This window comes from Rhodoferax sp., from assembly GCF_028688795.1.
GTDB lineage: Bacteria > Pseudomonadota > Gammaproteobacteria > Burkholderiales > Burkholderiaceae_C > Rhodoferax.
Window position 1 is genome coordinate 70,090 of record NZ_JAQTXM010000021.1, and the last position, 20,808, is coordinate 90,897.

18 protein-coding genes and 1 riboswitch are annotated in these 20,808 nt (G+C 59.2%); of the genes, 5 read left to right on the forward strand and 13 right to left on the reverse strand.

What is annotated here, in order from left to right; genetic code table 11:
• Positions 1-12: 12 nt before the first annotated feature.
• From PHQ58_RS15550 to PHQ58_RS15570, 5 genes are all read right to left on the reverse strand, one after another.
• Positions 13-885 carry an HDOD domain-containing protein gene (locus PHQ58_RS15550; protein WP_300112424.1) on the reverse strand — a complete coding sequence of 291 codons (873 nt, stop codon included), beginning with the start codon at positions 883-885 and terminating at the stop codon, positions 13-15.
• Entirely contained in the window at positions 885-1,205 is a 321-nt protein-coding gene (locus tag PHQ58_RS15555; RefSeq protein WP_300112426.1) for a hypothetical protein, read from the reverse strand. The genes PHQ58_RS15550 and PHQ58_RS15555 overlap by 1 nt, the downstream gene beginning before the upstream one ends.
• Before the next feature lie 26 nt (positions 1,206-1,231).
• The gene (locus PHQ58_RS15560) at positions 1,232-1,867 is read right to left on the reverse strand and encodes a response regulator (RefSeq protein ID WP_300112428.1); all 636 of its coding nucleotides are present in this window, start codon (positions 1,865-1,867) and stop codon (positions 1,232-1,234) included.
• A gap of 99 nt (positions 1,868-1,966) precedes the next feature.
• Positions 1,967-2,359 carry a response regulator gene (locus PHQ58_RS15565; protein WP_300112430.1) on the reverse strand — a complete coding sequence of 131 codons (393 nt, stop codon included), beginning with the start codon at positions 2,357-2,359 and terminating at the stop codon, positions 1,967-1,969.
• Positions 2,360-2,697: 338 nt separating this feature from the next.
• The gene (locus PHQ58_RS15570; RefSeq protein ID WP_300112432.1) at positions 2,698-4,038 is read right to left on the reverse strand and encodes a D-amino acid dehydrogenase; all 1,341 of its coding nucleotides are present in this window, start codon (positions 4,036-4,038) and stop codon (positions 2,698-2,700) included.
• A 90-nt stretch (positions 4,039-4,128) separates the two neighbouring features.
• On the opposite strand from PHQ58_RS15570, the gene PHQ58_RS15575 reads away from it, so the two are divergent.
• On the forward strand, positions 4,129-5,052 hold the full coding sequence (locus PHQ58_RS15575) for a LysR family transcriptional regulator ArgP (RefSeq protein ID WP_300112434.1): 924 nt from the start codon (positions 4,129-4,131) through the stop codon (positions 5,050-5,052).
• A 133-nt stretch (positions 5,053-5,185) separates the two neighbouring features.
• Positions 5,186-5,812, forward strand: coding sequence for a TetR/AcrR family transcriptional regulator (locus PHQ58_RS15580; protein WP_300112436.1), 627 nt, complete (start codon positions 5,186-5,188; stop codon positions 5,810-5,812).
• A gap of 43 nt (positions 5,813-5,855) precedes the next feature.
• Here the strand turns inward: PHQ58_RS15580 and PHQ58_RS15585 are convergent, their stop codons facing one another.
• The 7 genes from PHQ58_RS15585 to PHQ58_RS15615 all read right to left on the reverse strand — a co-directional run bounded on the left by PHQ58_RS15585 (position 5,856) and on the right by PHQ58_RS15615 (position 13,812).
• The gene (locus tag PHQ58_RS15585; RefSeq protein WP_300112438.1) at positions 5,856-6,275 is read right to left on the reverse strand and encodes a universal stress protein; all 420 of its coding nucleotides are present in this window, start codon (positions 6,273-6,275) and stop codon (positions 5,856-5,858) included.
• 80 nt (positions 6,276-6,355) lie between these two features.
• A complete protein-coding gene (locus PHQ58_RS15590) occupies positions 6,356-7,201 on the reverse strand; it encodes a metallophosphoesterase (protein WP_300112440.1) in 846 nt (281 codons plus the stop codon).
• Between the two features lie 110 nt (positions 7,202-7,311).
• On the reverse strand, positions 7,312-9,159 hold the full coding sequence (locus PHQ58_RS15595) for a phosphoenolpyruvate carboxykinase (GTP) (RefSeq protein WP_300112442.1): 1,848 nt from the start codon (positions 9,157-9,159) through the stop codon (positions 7,312-7,314).
• Positions 9,160-9,322: 163 nt separating this feature from the next.
• Positions 9,323-10,525, reverse strand: coding sequence for a threonine ammonia-lyase (locus tag PHQ58_RS15600; RefSeq protein ID WP_300112444.1), 1,203 nt, complete (start codon positions 10,523-10,525; stop codon positions 9,323-9,325).
• A gap of 28 nt (positions 10,526-10,553) precedes the next feature.
• A complete protein-coding gene (locus PHQ58_RS15605) occupies positions 10,554-11,417 on the reverse strand; it encodes a DMT family transporter (RefSeq protein WP_300112446.1) in 864 nt (287 codons plus the stop codon).
• The gene (gene mgrA / locus PHQ58_RS15610) at positions 11,414-12,457 is read right to left on the reverse strand and encodes an L-glyceraldehyde 3-phosphate reductase (RefSeq protein WP_300112448.1); all 1,044 of its coding nucleotides are present in this window, start codon (positions 12,455-12,457) and stop codon (positions 11,414-11,416) included. Before mgrA ends, PHQ58_RS15605 begins: the two co-directional genes overlap by 4 nt.
• A gap of 206 nt (positions 12,458-12,663) precedes the next feature.
• Positions 12,664-13,812, reverse strand: coding sequence for a branched-chain amino acid ABC transporter substrate-binding protein (locus tag PHQ58_RS15615; protein WP_300112450.1), 1,149 nt, complete (start codon positions 13,810-13,812; stop codon positions 12,664-12,666).
• A gap of 268 nt (positions 13,813-14,080) precedes the next feature.
• On the opposite strand from PHQ58_RS15615, the gene PHQ58_RS15620 reads away from it, so the two are divergent.
• The gene (locus PHQ58_RS15620) at positions 14,081-14,554 is read left to right on the forward strand and encodes a hypothetical protein (protein ID WP_300112452.1); all 474 of its coding nucleotides are present in this window, start codon (positions 14,081-14,083) and stop codon (positions 14,552-14,554) included.
• 87 nt (positions 14,555-14,641) lie between these two features.
• Here the strand turns inward: PHQ58_RS15620 and PHQ58_RS15625 are convergent, their stop codons facing one another.
• Complete coding sequence (locus PHQ58_RS15625; RefSeq protein WP_300112454.1) at positions 14,642-17,266, reverse strand: EAL domain-containing protein; 2,625 nt, start codon at positions 17,264-17,266, stop codon at positions 14,642-14,644.
• 367 nt (positions 17,267-17,633) lie between these two features.
• Positions 17,634-17,721, forward strand: a riboswitch (cyclic di-GMP riboswitch).
• A 217-nt stretch (positions 17,722-17,938) separates the two neighbouring features.
• Between PHQ58_RS15625 and PHQ58_RS15630 the strand changes: the two genes are divergently transcribed.
• Entirely contained in the window at positions 17,939-19,339 is a 1,401-nt protein-coding gene (locus PHQ58_RS15630; RefSeq protein ID WP_300112456.1) for a methyl-accepting chemotaxis protein, read from the forward strand.
• Between the two features lie 91 nt (positions 19,340-19,430).
• On the forward strand, positions 19,431-20,753 hold the full coding sequence (locus PHQ58_RS15635) for a CHASE domain-containing protein (RefSeq protein WP_300112458.1): 1,323 nt from the start codon (positions 19,431-19,433) through the stop codon (positions 20,751-20,753).
• The last annotated feature ends 55 nt before the right edge of the window (positions 20,754-20,808 follow it).

Consider the following 20,808-nt stretch of genomic DNA (forward strand, 5'->3'; position numbering starts at 1 on the left):
GCGAGTTCCTTGTTAGATGAGGGAAGGTGTTGCAAAAAATGCATTGGCATGGCGGCTGCGCGATTCCATGCGGCCAAACAAGGCGCGACTGTCATCGTTCCAGACCAGGCCCAACTTTTCGCAAGCGGCGCTGGACAGGTGGGTGACGCGGTTGTCTGCGCGGTCAGCGAGGTCAAGCGCGTTGCTCAGGACTTCAGCCACATGGACCAGAGGTACCAGCGCGATGCCAAGCGCCGCATCTGGCTGGTGATGACCCCCGATGGCCGCAACGATGTCAGCCGGCAAATGCCAGGACTCGGCCAGCCAGGCGCCAATGAGGCTATGGTCCACGCCAAAGTATTTGCGTTCAAGCACGTCTACACCGATGGCGAGGGCAGTTGCCTCGCGCCAGCAGGCTTGCGCAGCTTGGGCGTTGAAGTGGTACAGCCAGAGCTGGCCCATGTCATGCAGCAGACCGGCCACCAGGGCTGCGGCGGGGGACACCGGCGCGACGATGTACCGTGCCAGTTCTTCGCAACTGACCCCCACGGCCACACTGTGCTGCCAGAAACTTGAAGACATGCCGCTTCGGCTCGCACCAGCCACAAAGGTGTTGAGGCTGCTGATGAGCGTGATGTGGCGCACCCGGTCAACGCCAACGAGCGCGGTGGCCATGGCAATGTCAAAGACCTCGGCGTCTCGGGTTCCGCGCATGGCCGCGGTGTTGGCCACCGAAAGCACCCGGGCGCTGATGATCGGGTCGCGGCTGATGGCCTGCACCAGCAGGTCGAAATTGCCATCTGGGTCATCCAGCGCGGCAATGATTTCGGCAATGACAACCGGAAAGCCGGGCAGACTACGGCTGCCTTTGATGACCAGTTCACGGGTGAGGGTTGCGCTGCTCATCATGCACTCCGGTAGGCCAGCACCTGGTCAAAAAAAGCGGCCATGTTGGGTTCACTCAGATCAGCACCGTCAAACAGGGTCAAGACACGCCCTGCTGCTTGGGCGGTATCAAGAGCCACTTGTTCGTCGCTCCGGTCGTCCGGTTGATCGATGTAAATGAATTCTGCGTGATGCACGCTGAGCTGACTGAGATTTTCTTCAGTCAGGACGTGCCCTGCCGGCAGCGCCAAGCTCAAAAAGCCGTGGTGAACCACCTGGGCGGTCTGACTCAGCACCATGCCGACTTGCGCCAGCTCCAGGGGAATATATTTGTGGCGCATTCGCATGATGTGTGGGGCACGTTGGATCAGAGACGCGGCAGCTGAAAACTGCTTTGCTTCACCAGGCCCACCGCAATATCGACCAGGCGGTCGTATGGAATGGGCTTGCTCAAGACCTCAATGCCTTCAGGTAGACCGCCTCGCACAGCAATGGCTGCGGCATCAAGGCCAGACACCACCACAATGGTGGTTTGGGCCATCTCTGGGGCTTTGCTAAGCACGCGCAGCATGCTAAAACCATCCATGCCCGGCATGTTCAAGTCGGCAATCAGCAGGTCTGGGCCGCCGCGACCAAGCATCATGAGGGCCGACACGGCGTTGTCCACACAGATCACCTCGGGCTGCATCGGCCAGCGCGTCAGATTGGCTTTGTACAAGCGCAACAACGCGGGGTCGTCTTCGACCACCATCACACTGAGCCTGCGTGGCTGGTTGGTCAGCAAGCGGTTGTCGGTTTGGGCCACGACGGATTGGGGCGCTTTATGAAGCAGGCTGTCAACTGAAGCCCTCATGACGCGGCGATGTCCACCCGCCGTTTTCCAAGCCTGCAGCAAACCACTTTCAACCCAAAGCTGGACCGTGCCGACCGACACACCCAGCAGGGTGGCCGCCTCACGTGTGGTGCAAAAAGATTTTTCAACTACAACAGATTCAGGTGACATTTTTGGTTTCACTCCGGGTGTGCACAGAAAACGCAACTCGTCGATCTTGGAGTTCGGGCATGTCTTGCAAATTTTGAAAGGTGCAAGCGGGCGATGTCTCTATGACAATTCCCTGCGGTGGAAGATGCCTTCAATTTTTTTACTCAGGGTATTCGCGTTGAAGGGTTTGAGGATGTAGCCGTCAGCACCAGCCTGGGCGGCATCAACGATGTTGGCCTTTTGCGACTCGGCGGTAACGAGCAAAAAAGGGACAGCTTGCAGCGCAGCAGAACGCCGCACCGCTTTGAGCAACTCCAGCCCATTCATGTTGGGCATGTTCCAGTCACTGACGACCAACTGAAAATCGCTTCGCTCAAGCTGGCGCAAGGCTTGAGCGCCATCTTCAGCCTCTGCAACATGACCAAAACCGGCTTGCCGAAGCAAGCCAACAACGATCTGCCGCATGGTCGCAAAGTCATCGACCACCAAAACAGTGCAATTTGAAAAATCCATGAACATTACCAGTAGCTGCGTGGGCTAATCATATTGCTTTTGGCTTTATTTGTCAAAATTTAACAATAAATGTTTATTTATGTCTTTTTCCGTCAATTTTTGTTAAGGCCGTTTGAATGGCCAGACGCATTTGTGCCACCAAGCCTATGCGCAAGGCTTTGTTGCCCTCAAACAGGTAGACCAGGATGTTCGAAAACAGGCTGTTGCCAGAACGCTGTGGGCGTCAGAAAGTGATGCACCCCTGCGCCACCAAATCAACTGGCATGGCGCAAGAAACCAAATGTCGGGAAGTTTGACAGCCAGGTATGGGCTGCAGTGCGTGGCTGCGCTGGTACTCGTTAGCCTGAATGCTTGCCAGTGGCGTCGTAGCAATTAAAAGCCATCTCAGGCACGCGCCCCGCCATCAGTTCAGTCAGCGCTTTGCCGGAGCCAGCGCCATGGGTCCAGCCCAGCGTGCCGTGCCCGGCGTTGACCCACAGACCGCGCACCTTGGTTTGGCCAATGAACGGGATGTTGGTGGGGGTGGCCGGGCGCAAACCAGCCCAATAGTTGGGATTACCGCCGTCTTCAGGCGCGCGGGTGTCGCACACGCCGGGCATGACTTGCTCTATGCGCCGTGACAACATGCGGCAGCGGGCCCGTGCCACCGGGGAATCCAGCGTGAGGTTGTAGTCGCCCACCTCAATGGTGCCGGCCACGCGGAGTTCGTTACCCAGTCGGCTCATGGCAATCTTCTTTTCGTCGTCGATCATCGACACCTGGGGCGCTGCCTCAGGCCGCAATATCTTGAAGGTGGCGCTGTAGCCTTTGCCGGGGTAAATCGGCAGGCTGACACCCACCCTGCGCAGCAGCGGGGCGCTGTAAGAGCCGCAGGCCACCACCACATGATCGGCCTTGAGTACTTTCACACTTTCCACATTTTTTATGTCATTTTGACCTATAGCCCCCGTAGATGTTGCGCGAACAGCTACAGATTCAATAGTATTTCCAAGGCACTTCAAGGCCACCACGTCATGCGAATACAGAAACTCGACACCCCGCGCACGGCACTTGGCCGCCAGCGCCTGGGTGAAGGCCCTGGCGTCGCCCGACTCGTCGGTAGCCGTAAAGGTGCCGCCCACAAGGTGCTCGCTAAATGACGCCAAAGCGGGCTCCAGGCGCAGCAGCTCAGCGCGGTCAATCACCTGGCGCGAGACGCCGTAGCGGCGCATCAGCGCAGCAGCTTCACCGGCGGCATCAAACGATTTCTGATCGGTGTAATAGTGGGCAATACCTTTTTCAAGCCGGTTATAGGCAATGCCAGTGTCAGCCACCAGATCTTTCATCGCGGCGTGGCTGTAGGCGCCCAAGGCAACAAGTTGCCGCACGTTGCGCTCAAAGGCGCGGTCGTTGCACTGGCCCAAAAAAAGCAGGCTCCAGCGCCATTGTTGCCAGCTCAGCCGTGGGCGAAACAGCAGCGGGGCTTCTTTGCTGAGCATCCATTTGAGCGCTTTCATCGGCGCGTCGCGGTTCGCCCAGGGCTCGCAGTAGCTCACAGAAATTTGCGCTGCGTTGGCAAAACTGGTCTCCATGGCGGCGTCTGGTTGACGCTCTACCACGGTCACTTCGTGGCCTTGTTCAAGCAAATGCCAGGCGGTACTGATGCCGATGATGCCTGCGCCGAGAATGATGATTTTCATGGGGCGCGAGTGTCGGCGACTGGGCGCAGCATTAGTCATAGAATTAAATTAATCCTGAAAACATTAGCAACCCTTATTGATTAATGCCCCATGAGCACCTTTGATCCTGACGCCCTGGAATGCCTCGCCGCCATTGTGGAAGAAGGCGGTTTTGAGCGCGCTGCGGTGCGTTTGTCTATCACCCAGTCGGCCGTGTCGCAGCGCTTGCGCTCGCTTGAGGTGCAAGTGGGTACGGTGCTGATTGTGCGCAGCCGCCCCTTGAAAGCCACCACCGCCGGGCGTTTGCTGCTGAAACACGCCATGCAGATGCGCCTGCTGCGCGCTGACCTGGAGCGCGACCTGAAAGACATGGCGCCGGGTGTGGCCGGGGTGGCAGGCGAGGAGGAACGCATCTCGATTGCCATCAACGCCGACAGCATTGCCACCTGGGCGCTGCCGGCCCTAAGCCCGTTGGCACACCAGGGCTTGGGGCTGGAGATCATCACCGACGACCAGGACTTCACGTTTGAGTGGTTGCGCGAAGGCCGGGTGCTGGGCTGCGTGACCACCTTGCCGGCCGCCTTGCGCAGTTGCAAGGTGGTGCCGCTTGGCGCCATGCGCTACATGGCGGTGGCCACCCCCGCCTTCGCCGCCAAGCGTTGCCCGGACGGCCTCACCCCCCACAACTTCAGCAGCCTCCCCTTCATTGCCTTCAACCGGAAAGACGATTTGCAAGCCGAGTTTGTGGCTGGCGCCTGCGGGCTCAAACAGGTGTCGCTGAGCCAAATGTACGTGCCCAGCTCTGAAGGCCAGGTGCACGCCGTGCTGGCGGGCTGGGGCGTGAGCGTGTTGCCCGAGTTGCAGGTGCGAGAGCACTTGCGCTCAGGCGCGCTGCTTGACCTGATGCCTGGGCACAGCCTCTCGGTGGCACTGTACTGGCACTGCTGGAACCTGGACTCGGTGGTGCTTGACGCCCTCACCCTCGCCCTGAAAACTTCAGCAGCAGTTGTCTTGACGCACGTGGCTGCCGCCTGACACACCAACGCGACGCATAAGCCGCGCACAAATGCCCAGCGCCAAAGATGCCTGATCCGGGGAACAGCTGAACCCTTGAGTCACAAAACAGCCTTAGCGCCTGAAATTTGAAGACCTCGGATAACATCCGGCCATGACCTCTGATGCCGCGCCCAAACTCACTTTCAAACAACGCATGCTGATCGCGCGCGAAGAAGCCATCGTGCACGCGGTGAACCGCCTGCTGGCCGAAAAAGGCTTTGACGCCATGACGGTTGACGAGGTCGCGGCCCAGGTGGGCATTGCCAAAGCCAGCCTGTACAAGCACTTTCCCAGCAAAGAAGACTTGGCCGCTGCCGCCATGGTGCGGGTGATGCGCCGCGCGCAGGATTTCATCAATGCGCTGCCGCAAGAGGCATCACCGCTGGAGAATTTGCGCAGCGTGGTTCGCTGGGTGCTCCAGGTTAAGCTGGCCGGTGACATGCCCACCCTGCCCAGCCAGAATTCAAGCCTGCGCAGCGCCTTGCTGGGCAACCGTGCCTACATGGACGGCCTGATGGAAATCAGCGACACACTGGGTGCGTGGATTGAAGCGGCGCAAGCGGGGGGGCAACTCAATGCCCAGCTGCCCGCGATTGCCATTTTGTACACCTTCTTTGCCCGGGCCTGCGACTCCGTGGTGGAGTTCTTGCAGATGGGCGAGCTGTTCACCGACGAGCAGATTGTGGACATGGTGCTGACCACTTGTTTTGATGGTCTAAATGCCCGTCAACCCTCATAAATAAAGCGTAAGCAGCTACTTTTAATATAGCTGGCAAGACTTTTTAGCGCACCACCAACACCGGCACTTTGCAGCCGGCCAGCACTTGGGTAGCCACGGAGCCCACCACCAGATTCATCAGTGCGCCGTGGCCGTGCGAGCCCATCACCACCAGGTCAAACTTGCCGTCGTCGGCCATTTTTGCGATCAATTCGCCGGGTTTGCCGGTTTTCCAGAGGCAGGTGGCAGTGATGCCGTGGCGCGCCAGAAACTTGGTGACAGGGCCCATCACGCGCTGGCCTTCGTCTTCGTAGTATTTGTGCACCAACTCTTTGCCCAAAGCTGCGCGGGCCTGCGTTGGCAAGACCAGTTGCGCGGTGAACGCGGTGTACTCGTTTTTTGGCGAGAACAGGTCATTGGCAGCCAGGTAGGCCAGCATTTTTTTGGTGTATGTGCTGCCATCAACGGCCAGAAGAATCTTCATGGGGAACTCCTAAATAAAGTGATGCCAGTTTACCCAAGGGGGCTGCGGCCGTGTTGCCCCAAGTCAAGAAAACGTCAAGCTCACACACTTAAGCACAAGACTGGGTCAAAGTGGGCTTGCTCGTTTTTGCGGGCATAACCCATCGGGTTAGCGACCACGCGACAGCCCTCATGGGTGTAGTGGCTGGGTGCATGCAAATGTCCGTGTAGCCAAAGATTGGCTTGCGGCAGCAAGTGGTCCAGCGCATTGCAAAACCCCGCCGTGCCGGGTGCGCGGCCATAACGCGGGTCGGCACTGTGCAGGCTGGGGGCAAAGTGCGTCACCACCAAGGTGCGGCCGTCAAAGGGCTCGGCCAAGGCATCCGTCAGCCATTGCTGGCAAAGCAGCCCTTGCTCCCGCACCTGCGCTGCCAGCCAGGGCTCACCGTGGCGCGTGGTACCGGTCTTGGCTAGGTAATAGTCGGCCGCGCGAAAGGCTTTACTGCGCGCCTTGAGTTGTGCCGCCAACAACTGCGCCTGGGGGGTGTGAACGGTGGTGGCGCGCGGCGTCAGCGCGTCAAAATCGGTCCACAGCGTGGTGCCAATGAAGCGCAGCGGCACCTCGTTGGCTTTGCCTGGCCAGTGCAGCACCTCGCGCTCCAACCAGATCAGGCCCAGGCGATCGCAGGTGGTGCGCAGTCGGGCGTGGGCGGCATCAAAATCCAGCCCGTCGTACTCGTGGTTGCCGGGCACAAAAATGACCGGTGTGGGCCAGCCATGCAGCGGCGAAAAACGCGTCAACCCAAAGTCGTCTTCCTGCAACTGCGAGCTGCTTTGGTACGAGCCGATGTCGCCCGCCAGCACCAGCACATCAGCACCCACAGCAGGTGTCGGCTGCCAGTGCGGTTGGCATTCAAGGTGCAGGTCAGAGAGCAGTTGGATGTTCATGGAGGCTTTGGGTGATCAGGCAAGATTTGACACCAACAAAAAAGCCACCAAGGAAGGTGGCTTTTTGATGCGGTCAGACGCAGGCCTGACCCGTCGCAATTGACGCTGCTTTAGTCGTTCAGGCGGCTTTCCATCGCGACCTTGGTGTCAATCAAGGCTTTCGGCATGTGATAGGCCAACTGCTCAAAATGGCTGTCATGCAGCTTGAACTCGTCCGCCCAGGCGGCCTTGTCGATGCTGGTGACGGTGTTGAACTGCTCGGGCGTGAAGGCCAGGCCGGTCCAGGTGAGTTCGTCAAATAACGGGCCAACGCCAAACATGGTGTCGACACCATGGGCCTTGCCTTCAACGCGGTCAATGATCCACTTGAGCACACGCATGTTGTCGCCATAGCCCGGCCAGGCGAATTTGCCGTCCGCGCCCTTGCGGAACCAGTTCACACAATAAATATTGGGCAATTTACCGCCGGTGGCTTCGAGCTTGGCTTCCATGTCGAGCCAATGCTGGAAGTAGTCGCTCATGTTGTAGCCGCAGAACGGCAACATGGCAAACGGATCGCGGCGCACCACGCCCATTTGGCCCACAGCGGCAGCGGTGGTCTCGGAGCCCATGGTGGCGGCCATGTAAACGCCTTCCATCCAGGTACGGGCTTCGGTCACAAGCGGCACGGTGGTGGAGCGGCGGCCACCAAACATGAAGGCGTCAATGGCCACACCGTTGGGGTTGTCCCATTCGGGGTCAAGCGCCGGGTTGTTGGCCGCAGCCACGGTGAAACGCGAGTTGGGGTGCGCCGCCTTGGCGCCGGTGGCCTTGGCGATCTCAGGCGTCCAGTCTTTGCCTTGCCAGTCGATCAGGTGGGCGGGGATACCGCCACCGTCTTGCTCCATGCCTTCCCACCACACATCGCCATCATCGGTGAGCGCGACGTTGGTGTAGATCACGTTTTTGTCCAGGCTGGCCATGCAGTTGGGGTTGGTGTGGAAGTTGGTGCCGGGAGCCACGCCAAAGTAACCGGCTTCGGGGTTGATGGCATACATCTTGCCGTCGGCGTGCGGCTTGATCCAGGCGATGTCGTCACCAATGGTGGTGACTTTCCAGCCTTCAAAACCAGCGGGGGGCACCAGCATGGCAAAGTTGGTCTTGCCGCAGGCGCTGGGGAAAGCGGCTGCCACGTGGTATTTTTTGCCTTCAGGGTTGGTCACGCCCAAAATCATCATGTGCTCGGCCAGCCAGCCTTCGTCACGCGCCATGTTGGAGGCAATACGCAGCGCAAAACACTTCTTGCCCAGCAGCGCGTTGCCACCGTAGCCTGAGCCAAAGCTCCAGATTTCACGTGTTTCAGGAAAATGAACAATGTATTTGTTCTTGTTGCAAGGCCATGTCACATCGGCTTGACCGGCTTCAAGCGGTGCACCCACGGTGTGCATGCAGGGCACAAACGCGCCATCGGTACCCAACACGTCATAGACCTTTTTGCCCATGCGCGTCATGATTTTCTGGTTGACGGCCACGTAGGCGCTGTCGGTCAGTTCAATGCCAATGTGGGCAATGTGCGAGCCCAGCGGGCCCATGGAAAACGGCACCACGAACATGGTGCGGCCCTTCATGCAGCCGTCAAACAAGGGGCTCAGAGTGGCGCGCATCTCGGCTGGGGCCATCCAGTTGTTGGTGGGGCCAGCGTTTTCTTTTTTCTCGGAGCAGATAAAGGTGCGGTCTTCCACGCGGGCCACGTCGCTTGGGTCAGAGCAGGCCAGGAAACTGTTGGGGCGCTTGGCTTCGTTGAGTTTGACGAAGGTGCCGGAGTCGACCAATTGCTGGCACAGGCGGGCGTACTCTTCTTCAGAGCCGTCACACCAGTACACATTGGCGGGCTTGGTGAGTGCGGCCATGTCCGCCACCCAGGCGATCAGTTTGGCGTTTTTGACATAAGCGGGAACAACAAGGGTCTGGTTTGGCATGGCGGGGAGTCCTCTAAGTAAATAAAAAGGCGGAAGTGTTGGCCCTGAAAACCGGGTCAGACAACTAAAACCTGTCTATTTTAGAGAACCAGCCCGGCAGTTACCTGACGGTTACATCAGCAATTCCACTCAGGTTTGACCTATGACAAACCTTCGGCCAGCGCTAATGCACCCATTGCGCGTCCATGCCGGCAACCTGCAACGCCGCCAGAACCTCGCTGATGTGCTGCGGCCCGCGGGTCTGGATGACCAGCTCGATCTCGACGTTTTGCGCCGCCAGCGTGGTAAATGCCCGCTGGTGGTGCACCTCGTTGATGTTGGCGCCAGCTGCGGCTACCGTGGCGGTGATCAGGGCCAGCGTGCCTGGAATGTCACGGGCGCTCACCTTCAGGCGGGCCAGCCGCCCAGCGCGCACCATGCCGCGCTCAATGATGGCAGCCAGCAGCAGCGGGTCGATGTTGCCGCCGCACAGCACCAGGCCGACTTTTTTGCCTTTGAAGCGCGCAGGGTACTTCAGCAGCGCTGCCAGCCCCGCCGCGCCAGCGCCTTCCACCAGGGTCTTCTCAACCTCCAGCAGCATCACGATGGCTTGTTCAATGTCGCCCTCGTCAACCAACACAATGTCATCCACCAGGCGTTTGATGATGGCCTGCGGCAACTGGCCTGGTGTGCCCACGGCAATGCCTTCGGCAATGCTGCTGTTGCCTTGCGGCAAGTGCGTGCCTTTGATGGCGTTGTACATGGCCGGAAAACGCGTGGCTTGCACGCCGATGATCTCGATGCCGGGGTGGATCGCCTTGGCCGCCGTGGCCATGCCGGCAATCAGCCCGCCGCCGCCAATGGCCACCACCAGGGTGTCGAGCTCGGGCGCGTCAGCCAGCATCTCAAGTGCCACGGTGCCCTGGCCGGCCACGATGTCGGGGTCGTCATAGGGGTGCACAAACACCAGGTGTTGCGCTTGCGCCAGCAGCAGCGCATGGCTGCGGGCCTCGTCCAGGGTGTCGCCGTGCAGCACAATTTCGGCACCAAACCCCCGCGTGCGCTCGATCTTGACGCCAGGCGTGAAGCGCGGCATGACGATCACCGCGCGAATGCCCAGCCGCTGCGCGTGGTAGGCCACGCCTTGTGCATGGTTGCCCGCGCTCATGGCGATGACGCCGCGCGCCCGTTCGTCAGCGCTAAGTTGCGACAGCTTGTTGCAGGCCCCGCGCTCTTTGAACGAGGCAGTGAACTGCAGGTTCTCAAACTTCAGGAACACCTGCGCGCCGGTGATGTCCGACAGCGTTTTGGATGCCACACAGGGCGTGCGCAACAAGTGGCCTTGCAGGCGCTCGGCGGCGGCTTGGATGTGGGCTAATTCAATCATGGCGGCATTGTGCACGGGCTGCCACGGCTTACCTGGCGCGGGTACCCAGCCAGGCGGCACCCACTATCAGCACCCCAGCCAGCGCCACTGGCCAAGTCATGGCGCGGCCGCTGACCACGATCAGCATGGCCGTGGAAAGCAGTGGCGCCAGGTAGCTCAGGATGCCAATGTGGCGCGCATCGCCGGTTTTCAGCGCCTTGTCCCACAGAAAAAAAGACGCGCCCATCGGACCCAGGCCCATCAAGGCAATCAGCAGCCCATCGCGCAGGCTCAAGCTCACGCTGGGCTCCATCAGGTCGTGGCACAGCAAGGCCAGCAGGCCGGACACCCAGGCAAACGTGCCAATGGCTGCGGTCGGAAAGGCCGGCACACGGCGCGTCAGCAGCGAGTAGCTGGCCCACATGAACGCCGCCGCCACCGCGGCCACATAGCCCCAGGCACTGCCAGCCAACCCGGCTTCGCCAGCCTGCGGGCCAGCATCGGCCTGCCCCAAAATCACCACGGCGGCCCCGGCAAAGCCGATCAAAGCCGCCGCCACATGTGACCAGTGCAGACGCAAATGCGGCAAAAACACCGGTGCCAGCACCACTATCAGCAGCGGCCACAGGTAGTTGACCAAATTGGCCTGCACCGGCGGCGCCAGACGCAGCGCCATGAACAGCAAAAAGTGGTAACCAAACAGGCCGTAAACACCCAGGGCGAGCGTGGGCAGCGGCACGCGCCAGGCGGCCAGCTTGAAGTTGGACAGCGGCAGCGCAATCAGCCCACCCACCAGCAAGGACAGGCCGGTGAGCAAAAACGGCGGCACATGCGCCAGCGCCACACCCAGGCTGGCCAAGCTGCTCCACAGTGTGATGGCTCCAAGGGCCAGCAGTTGCGGGTGCTTTTTCACGGCCGCTGGTCGGTGCTGGGGCGTTGCCACAGGTTGATACCACCGTCCACCGCATGCTGATCGATGGCTTTGAGCTCATCGCTGCTGAAGTTCAGGTGCTGCAGCGCTCCCGCCAGCTCGGTGATTTGTGCGGGTGAACTGGCGCCAATCAGGGCGCTGGTCACGCGGGCGTCGCGTAGCACCCAGGCGGTGGCCATTTGCGCCAAGCTTTGGCCGCGTGCCAGTGCCATGTCGTTCAGGGCACGCACGTGTTTCAGGTTGGCGTCGCTCAAAAAATCGGGCTTGAAGGAGCCACCACCTGGGCGGTTGATGCGCGCATCGGCCGGGATGCCGTTCAGGTATTTGTCAGTCAGCAACCCTTGCGCCAACGCGCTGAACGCAATGCAGCCCATGCCGGTGTCATCCAGAGCCGTGAGCAAGTCTTCTTCAATCCAACGGTTCAGCAGACTGTAAGACGGCTGATGAATCAAGGCGAGTACACCCATGCTTTTCAAAAGGGCGGCTGCTTCACGGGTTTTACCTGCCGAATAACTGCTGATGCCCACGTAAAGTGCTTTGCCTTGCTGCACAGCGCTGGCCAGCGCACCCATGGTTTCTTCAAGAGGCGTGTCGGGGTCGAAGCGGTGGCTGTAGAAGATGTCCACATAGTCCAGGCCCATGCGCGCCAGGCTTTGGTCCAGGCTGGCCAACACGTATTTACGCGAACCACCGCCCTGGCCGTAGGGGCCGGGCCACATGTCCCAACCGGCCTTGCTGGAGATGATGAGCTGGTCGCGGTAGGGCTTGAAGTCGCGACGCATGTGGGCACCAAAATTGGTTTCGGCGCTGCCATAGGGTGGGCCGTAGTTGTTGGCCAAATCAAAGTGCGTGATCCCCAAATCAAACGCGGTGTGCAGCATCTGGCGCTGCGTGGCCAGCGGTGTGGCGTCGCCAAAGTTATGCCACAGCCCCAAGGAGATGGCGGGCAATTTCAGGCCGCTGGCACCGCAGCGGCGGTAGGGCATGGTGTCGTAACGCGTGGCAGCAGCGGTGTAGGTCATGGCGGGTATGGGTAAATTTATAAGAAATGAGCTTGTAGCCCATATTATTAGTGCGCAAGCAGCTATATATTAAATAGCAAAAATTCAAACACTAGCCTACCATAGACGCTGCCCGTTGTCGCGCACCGGGCTTGCGCAGAGCCAACAGAAGTCGCCACTTCGGGCCGCCGAGTCGCGGGCCCGAAGTGGCCTTGACAAGCCGATCGTTAATTCAGCGCCACCCGCTGGTTGCTCTTGAAGCTGTAGAGCGTGACAGCGGGCGTGGTCAGCTCGCCTTTGGGGGTGAAGGCGATGTTGGCCGTGACACCCTTGAACTGGGTCTTGCCAATGAACGGGGTGTAAACCTTGGGGTCGACTGAGTCGGCGCGTTTCATGGCGTCGGCGAGCACAAAGGTGGCGTCATAGGCATAGGGGCTATAAACCTGAAACTGGCCCGGGAAACGCGCGTCATACTTTTGTTTCCAGCCCAGCCCGCCCTGCATTTTTTGCACGGAGGCACCGCCGGTGGCGCAGGTGACGTTTTTCAGGGTGCCAGCCATGCTGGCGAGCTCGGCCAGCTTTTCGGTGCACATCGCGTCGCCGCCAAAATAGCTGACCTGCCCCAGACCCAGTTGCTCCATCTGGCGCAGCATGGGGCCGGCTTGTGCATCCAGGCCGCCGTAGAAGATGGCGTCGGGCTTTTTGCTTTTGATGGCAGTGATGATGGCGGTGAAATCGGTGGCTTTGTCGTTGGTGTATTCCTCGGCCACCACCTGAATGCCCTTTTGCTTGGCGGTGGCCTTGAACACATCAGCCAGGCCCTGGCCGTAGGCGGTGCGGTCGTCAATCACGGCCACGGTCTTGACCTTGAGGGCGTCGTGCGCAAAGTAGGCCAGCGCAGCACCCAGCGCGTTGTCGTTGGCAATCAGGCGAAAGGTGGTGGGGTAGCCGCGCTTGGTCACATCCGGATTGGTGGCCGAGGCGGTGATGTTGGGCAGGCCGCACTTGTTGTAAATGCTGGACGCCGGGATGGTGGTGCCCGACTGCAGGTGGCCCACCACGCCCGCCACCTTGGCGTCGCACAGCTTTTGCGCCACGTTGGTGGCCTGGCGAGGGTCGCCGGCGTCGTCTTCGGCCATGATCTCGAACTTGATTCTTTTGCCACCAATCACCAGCGCCTGCGCGTTGAGGTCATCAATCGCCATGCGCACGCCGTTTTCGGTGTCCTTGCCAATGTGTGCAATGCCGCCTGAGGTGGGACCGGCGTGGGCAATACGCACCGTTTGCACGTCTTGGGCCAAGCTGGGTGTGGCCGTCAGGCTGAGCATGGCGGCGGTCAGGCCAAGGGAGACACGAGGAAAGGAATTTTTTTGCATGGAAAAATCTCAGGTTTTCAAGTGAAAAAGCCACAATAGGCCACGATGGGCGATGGCATCAAGGGTTTACCCTTGGAGATGAATGTTACCCTCATGGCACTGTTTCAGTGCAGCGGCAGGCGTTTGATGCATCCAAATCCAGCGTGATGCTTGTCGCTAATGAAGCGTTTGGAGATTTATATAAAATCAGCCTCTAGCCCTTTAGATATATGCGCTAGTAGCTATAAAAATATAAGTGCTCACCACCCACCTCACCGATTGCCCGACTTTGACCGATTCCTTTTCCAAAACCCAAGAACCCCGCCTATGGCGCGATGACGGCTGGACCGCCCAGGTCATCAAAAACGAAGACGACGACGGCTGGGCTGTGGCCATGACGCGCGACGGCCAGTCCGAGCCCGCGCTGGTCGGCCCCTGGACCATGGGGCGCGACAAAAAGAACCCCAAACCGCTGGATGTCAACGCCTTCCACACGCTGGTGAAGACGGCGGCCGAGTTTGTGCGCCGCAGCGAGCAGCAGTTGCACGCCACGTTGCACCAAAGCATCAGCGTGACGCACGGCGTGCAGCGCATCGCGGTGTGTCTGGACATCACGCCTGATGACGACAACCCCTCTGCGCTGCTGAGTGCCCGGGACGAAGGTGACGAGGTTTTGGCACAGGTGCGCGTGCCGCCCAACTTCAAACTCAACCGCGCCAGTGCTGTGGCTTGGGCTGAAGGCGGGTTTGCCCGGCCTGCCTAGCGGCCCAACACCGCCTCGCCGTGGCGCCCAAAGATTTAAGAACTTTAAGCCTCTAGCCCTTTAAAAATAAGCGTAGACAGCTATAAATTAGAGAGTTATTTGCATGGCGTTCTGAGCCTCTGCAAACGCCTCAAACGCCGCAATGGGCAAGGGCCGGCTGAACAAATAACCTTGGTACGCATGGCAGCCCAGGTGCGCCAGAAACTCGGCCTGGGCCTGCAGCTCGACGCCTTCGGCAATCACCGACAGGCCCATGCTCTCGGCCAGAGCCACCACCATTTTGGCAATGGCCGCGTCATTCGGGTCGGTGACGATGTTGCGCACAAAACCCTGGTCGATCTTGAGTTGGTTCAGCGGCAGGCGCTTCAGATAAGCCAGCGACGAGTAACCGGTACCAAAGTCGTCCAGCGAAAACCCCACGCCTTTGGCTTTGAGCTCGCTCATTTTGGCGATGACGCCTTCCATGTCGTCCACCAACATGCTTTCCGTGAGTTCCAGCTTCAGGCGCTTCGGGTTGGCCTGGGTGCGTGCCAGGGTGGCCAGCACGGTGTCGACAAAATCCGGCTGGTGAAACTGGCGCGGGCTCACATTCACCGCCACCATCAGGTGCGCCATGGCCGGTTGCGCGGCCCAGATGGCCAGCTGCGTGCAAGCCGTTTCAAGCACCCATTGGCCAATGGACAGAATCAGGCCGCTGGTTTCTGCCAGCGGGATGAATTCCGCCGGCGACACCATGCCGCGTTGCGGGTGCTGCCAGCGCACCAGCACCTCAGCCCCGGTCAGGCGGCCGGCGCCCACCACTTGCGGCTGGTAGTGCAGCAAAAATTGCTGCTGGTAGACGGCCTGGCGCAAATCCGCCTCAAGCGCGGCATGCGCTGACACGTCGGCCTGCATTTGTGCGTCAAAAAAGCGCAAGCGGTTGCGCCCGGCCGCCTTGGCCTGAAACATGGCCAGCTCAGCCCGCTTCAGGGGCTGGTCGTTGGTTTCGCGGTGTTCGCCGTCAAACAAGGTGATACCAATGCTGGAGGTGCTGTGAAACGCGCCGTGCGCCAGCGCAAAGTCCGGCTCGAACACGCTGAGTATTTTTTCGCCCACCGCCTCGGCCTGGGTGGCCGCTTCCAGCGTGGTGACCTTCAGGTCTTCCAGCATCACCACAAATTCGTCACTGCCCATGCGGGCCAGGGTGTCACCTTCACGAATGCAGGTTTTCAGGCGCTGGGCGACCTGGGTCAGCAACAAATCGCCCTGCACATGGCCCAGGGTGTCGTTCAGGGTCTTGAAGTTGTCCAGGTCGACAAACAGCAAGGCGCTTTTGCGCGCGTGGCGGCTGCTGGTGTTGAGGGCCTGATCGAGCCGGTCCATCAACAAGCGGCGGTTTGGCAGGCTGGTCAGTGGGTCATAAAAGGCCAGGGTTTCGATGGCGTTGGCGGCAACGCGGCGGGCTTCTTCGGACTGTTTGCGCTCCGTGATATCGCGCGAGACTGCCAGCTGCACCGTTTGGCCGTGCTCCTGCATGGGCACGGCGTGGGTTTCCAGCCAGCGCCGCCCACCGTTGAGGCCGATTACCTCAAATTCCAGATGCATGGATTCACCCGCCAGCACCCGCTGGTGCAGCTGCTCGAAAGCCTCACGGTATTCCGGGGCAATGACATCTTGCACCGATTTACCGGCCACCTGAGCCAGGTTGTCGGCTTCGATCATGGCCAGGCCGGCCGGGTTCATCAGGGTGAGGCAGCCGTGCGCGTCGATGATCTTGATGCACTCGGGTTCGGCTTCAATGATGGTGCGCAGATGTGCTTCGCTCTCTTGCTGTCTGGCCATGGCTTGCTGGCGCCCGAGTTCGGCGCTCTTCAGACTGGCCTGCGTCTTGGCGAGCCAACCCAGGACGCTGTCTTGGTTGCCCTGTTCGACCTGGATGGGTGTGTCCAGATCACCCTGGCCGATTCTGGAAATGTGCCCAAACACCTCGTCGACCTCACCCCCCAGGGTGACCTGCAACAACTTGTTGCCACGCCACAGCAAGGTCAGCAGGGCCAGCGCAAACACAATGACGATGGCTCGAAAAACCAGGGCCTGCGTCTGCGCAAACTCAACGGCATGCTGGGTGCGCTCGCTCATCAGGGAATACACGTCCTTGATGGGCTGCATGATCTCGGCCTTGGCCTGGTGGTAGGTCTCGTCGTACAACATCGCAGTGGCCTGCTGGTGCGCAAGGCGGGCATCAAGGCCCTTGCCTTCCAGCAGCGCCATGGCTTTGGTTTCGATGAAAGCCAGTTGGTCTGAATTGGTTTTGGCTTGCGCCATCAGCGCCAGTTCGGTGGCGGTGAAACCGGTTTGACGCATCAGGTCCAGCAATGCAACCGCCGGGTCGATGGCGGTGGGCAGCGGCGGGTTAGCCAGCACCAAATCCCAATAAACATTTTGGTAGCCCTGCGGCCGGGCCTGCCGGCCGTCGCGAATCGCCAACACAGTCTGGTAGGCGGCCAAAAAGCGCGGGTCGCCGGTGGCCACATAGGTGCGCGCCAAGCGGGTCAGGTCATCTGAAGATTGGCGCAACTCGTCAGCCAACAGAAAAGACTGGTGGCGCAGGTCATTGGCGTGGTCAATGCGTTTTTCAGACCAGGTGTAGACGGCAAATGAGGCCGTCAGCAGGACAAACAACCCAATGGCCAGCCACAGCTGCCGGGTGAAACGGTTTCGATCTCTATCCATGAAGCGGGACTTGGTTCAACGATTTGCTTGGTGTGCTTTCATAACGGCAGCTTGGCGGCATCATAGAACCGATTCGCCCAGGCCCCGGGGCCAGACAAGTGACGTCGGCTTGTTTCAGGGCGAGGCCGTTGGTGGAAAGGGGTATCAGACACGCATCAACGTCACCTTGCCTGGTGCCATTTTGAGTTCGATGCAGCACCACAAGGTTGGAGCCCAAATTGACGGGCGTCAGAGCCTCCAAGTTGCAGACTTGGGCAGTGACTCCGGGTACACACCCGCTTCACTCCCAGCATAGCTTTTCAACAAAACCAATTAATTCATCAAAAATCATCAAAAATCATCAAAAATCTGCAAATCGACTACAATCACTTAAATTGAGCACACCTGAGCGAAAGTCAGGGTCACAAAGTCTCCGGTCTCACGAATTCATACGTTGTGGTAGCGGGGTTGCTATATCGATCAGGCTAGCCCTGCTTGATAACCGCTCCGTTCGGCAAGGTGGTAACCCTGCAAACCCTCGCCAAGAAGCTATAGCAACCACATTCTTAGCCTCTTGTGCACCAGCACGCTAAGCTGAATTTCCCTGTATTTGACAGATGCCAAAGCACCATTAATTGCGCGGCCCTCAGACAGCGTGATGTAAGCACCACTTTTACTAGTCAGGAAATTTCAATGCTAAAACTTAATCCAACGCGCATGGCCCTCGGTTTTGGCGCGCTGGCCTTGCTCGGCATCGCAATTTCACTTATTGGCGCATTAAAAATTCATGCCGTAGACCAGAGTCTGGATGAAGTGGCGAACAACCGTTTGCTCAAGACTAACCAATTCGCGGAGTACAAGGACAACCTCAACAATATTGCACATGCCGCCCGGAACATGCTCCTGACTGAGGAGGCCGTCGTCCGAGATGCCGAAAAGATAAAAATCGATGCATCTGTCGTGGCCAATACCAAGCTTTTGGCGATGCTAGACCACTCAGTTCGCACGCCAGAAGGTGCAGCTCTGTTAAATATTTTTAAGGAAACGGGACTCCGCTACTACAGCGAGATAAATAAAATCGTCGGTTTGACTAATGATGGCGAGGCCTTGGCAGCCAGTCAGTTATTGATGGGTAATGCGTGCAATGAGCTGTGCGATGCCGTGCGCCGCGTTGCTGGTGGTGGTGACCTCAGTGTTTCGCTGTCCTTAAGCCATGGAGACAGTACAAGCGTATTAGCCGCGATGCAGCGCATGCAAACGTCACTCACGCAGGTCGTCAACGCGGTACGTCAAGGCTCAGAGGGTGTGGCCACCGCTAGTGCTCAAATTGCCAATGGCAACCAGGATTTGTCGGGCCGCACCGAAGCCCAAGCCAGCGCGCTGGAAGAAACAGCTGCCTCCATGGAGGAGCTAAGCGCTACCGTAAAGCAAAACGCTGACAACGCCCGCCAGGCCAATCAACTGGCGCAGAGCGCCAGCATGGTGGCAGTCAATGGCGGCGAAGTGATGGCGCAGGTCGTTGACACCATGAAGGGGATCGTTGATGCCAGCAAAAGAATCGCCGAGATTATTCTTGTCATGGACGGCATTGCCTTTCAAACTAATATTTTGGCGCTCAACGCTGCGGTAGAGGCGGCAAGGGCTGGGGAAGAGAGTCGCGGTTTTGCCGTGGTCGCCAACGAAGTTCGCTCACTAGCGGGCCGTTCAACCGAGGCTGCTAAGGAAATCAAGAACCTGATCAATGCCAGCTTGACGCGGGTTGAACAGGGCACCCTATTGGTGGACCAGGCGGGCGTCTCCTTGCATGAAGTTGTGAGAAGTATCGGGCGCGTGACGGACATCATGGGTGAAATTAGTGCTGCCAGCAACGAGCAAAGTCTGGGGGTCTCCCAGGTCAGCGAAGCTGTGACAAAGATGGACCAGGTAACCCAACAAAATGCAGTGCTGGTGGAGAAAATGGCCGCCGCAGCCTCAAGCCTAAAGTTTCAGGCTCTGGATTTAGTGCAGACGGTGGCGGTGTTCACGCTGCCACAGCGAGGTGGTTTCATTGTGGCTGACGTCGCTTACACCGGCGCGATCCGGCGCCTGTTATGACGCTGCGGTGGTACACCAGCCACCCGGTAGTCCGGAGATGGCTGTTTGAAACGCTGATCATCGCGGCGCTGTATGCCACGTTGGGCAAGGCTTGCACGATGTTGACGCACGCGCTGCTGGAGGGCAATGTCAGTTTTTTTGGCCGCCAGCGGGCATCGCACTGGGCGCATTCATGCTGCTGGGTTGGCGTGCCAGCGCTGGCGTCTGGCTGGGTGCCATCGCCACTCACGGCCTTTTTATCACAGACGAAATAAACCTGCACGCCATGATGTCCCTGGTGCTGATGGCCAGTGGCTCCACCGCGCAAGCCGCCATGGCGGCCTGGTTCAGCGGGCGTTGGCTTGGCCTGGGTCAATTTGCAACGCCTGCCAGCGAGCAACGCATGTTGCATTTGACCCCGCTGCGTTTAGCGACGGTCATGGCTGTCCTCTTCGCGCTGGCAAGCACCGTGGCAGCCAGTATCGGCACCGCCAGTCTGGTGCTGTCGGGTGAGGCACAGCGTTCCGCTGCAGCCCAGGTGTGGCAAACCTGGTGGCTGGGCGACTTGGCCGGCATGCTGGGCATTGGCCCGCTGCTGTATTTTTTGGTGAGTTACTGGCGTAAAAACTCATTTCAACGGGACCCCATCGCGATATGTCTGGCTTGTCTGCTGGCTGGCGCGGGCGTATTGGCGTTTGCGGTTAGCCAGCAGTCCTACCGGCTTGGGCAACAGGCAGCTTTAGAAACCGATTTGGATGAGTTAATTGCACTGCAAGATGGCCTCATGCACGCCAATATGACGCAGGTTGTATCCCTCAAAGCCTTGTTTGAAGCCAGTGACAACGTGCGCCTTGATGAATTCCAAAACTTCACGGCCAAACTGTTGGCACACAACCCATTGATCCGGTCGATGAGCTGGATTCCACGCGTGCGTGCGTCCGAGCGAACCTATTTTGAACAACAAATCCATCAAAGTGGTCGGCCCGAGTTTTTTATTCAAGAGCGCACAGCAGACCACAAACGCATGTCGGCAGGCTTGCGGTCAGAATACTTCCCCATTACCTACTCGATGCCGTTGGATTCCAACACCCTGGTAACCGGCCTGGATGTCAGCATGGACCCGGTGCGGTGGGATGCCATTGAACAAGCGCGGGACGGCGGCACGGTGGTGGCCAGTGCGCCCGTAGAGTTGCTGCGAACTGATGAATCCCTGCCAGGAGTCTTGATCGTGGCACCGGTTTACCGGCCAGGCTTGCCACTTAGCACGATTGATCAGCGCCGGATCGCTTTCGCAGGCGTAGTTGTCAGTGCTTTCTCACCCAACAAACAATTTTCCGCGATTCGACGCATCCTGAACCCCAATTGTCAGCGCCGATTGAATATTGAGCCACCCTGCCGATTCAATATTGAGCCAGGGCGTGTTGCCGAATTTTGAATTGGCAACTGTGGACAAGTGTACTGAATTGCTGGTTTTGGCTATCCCCTGACTT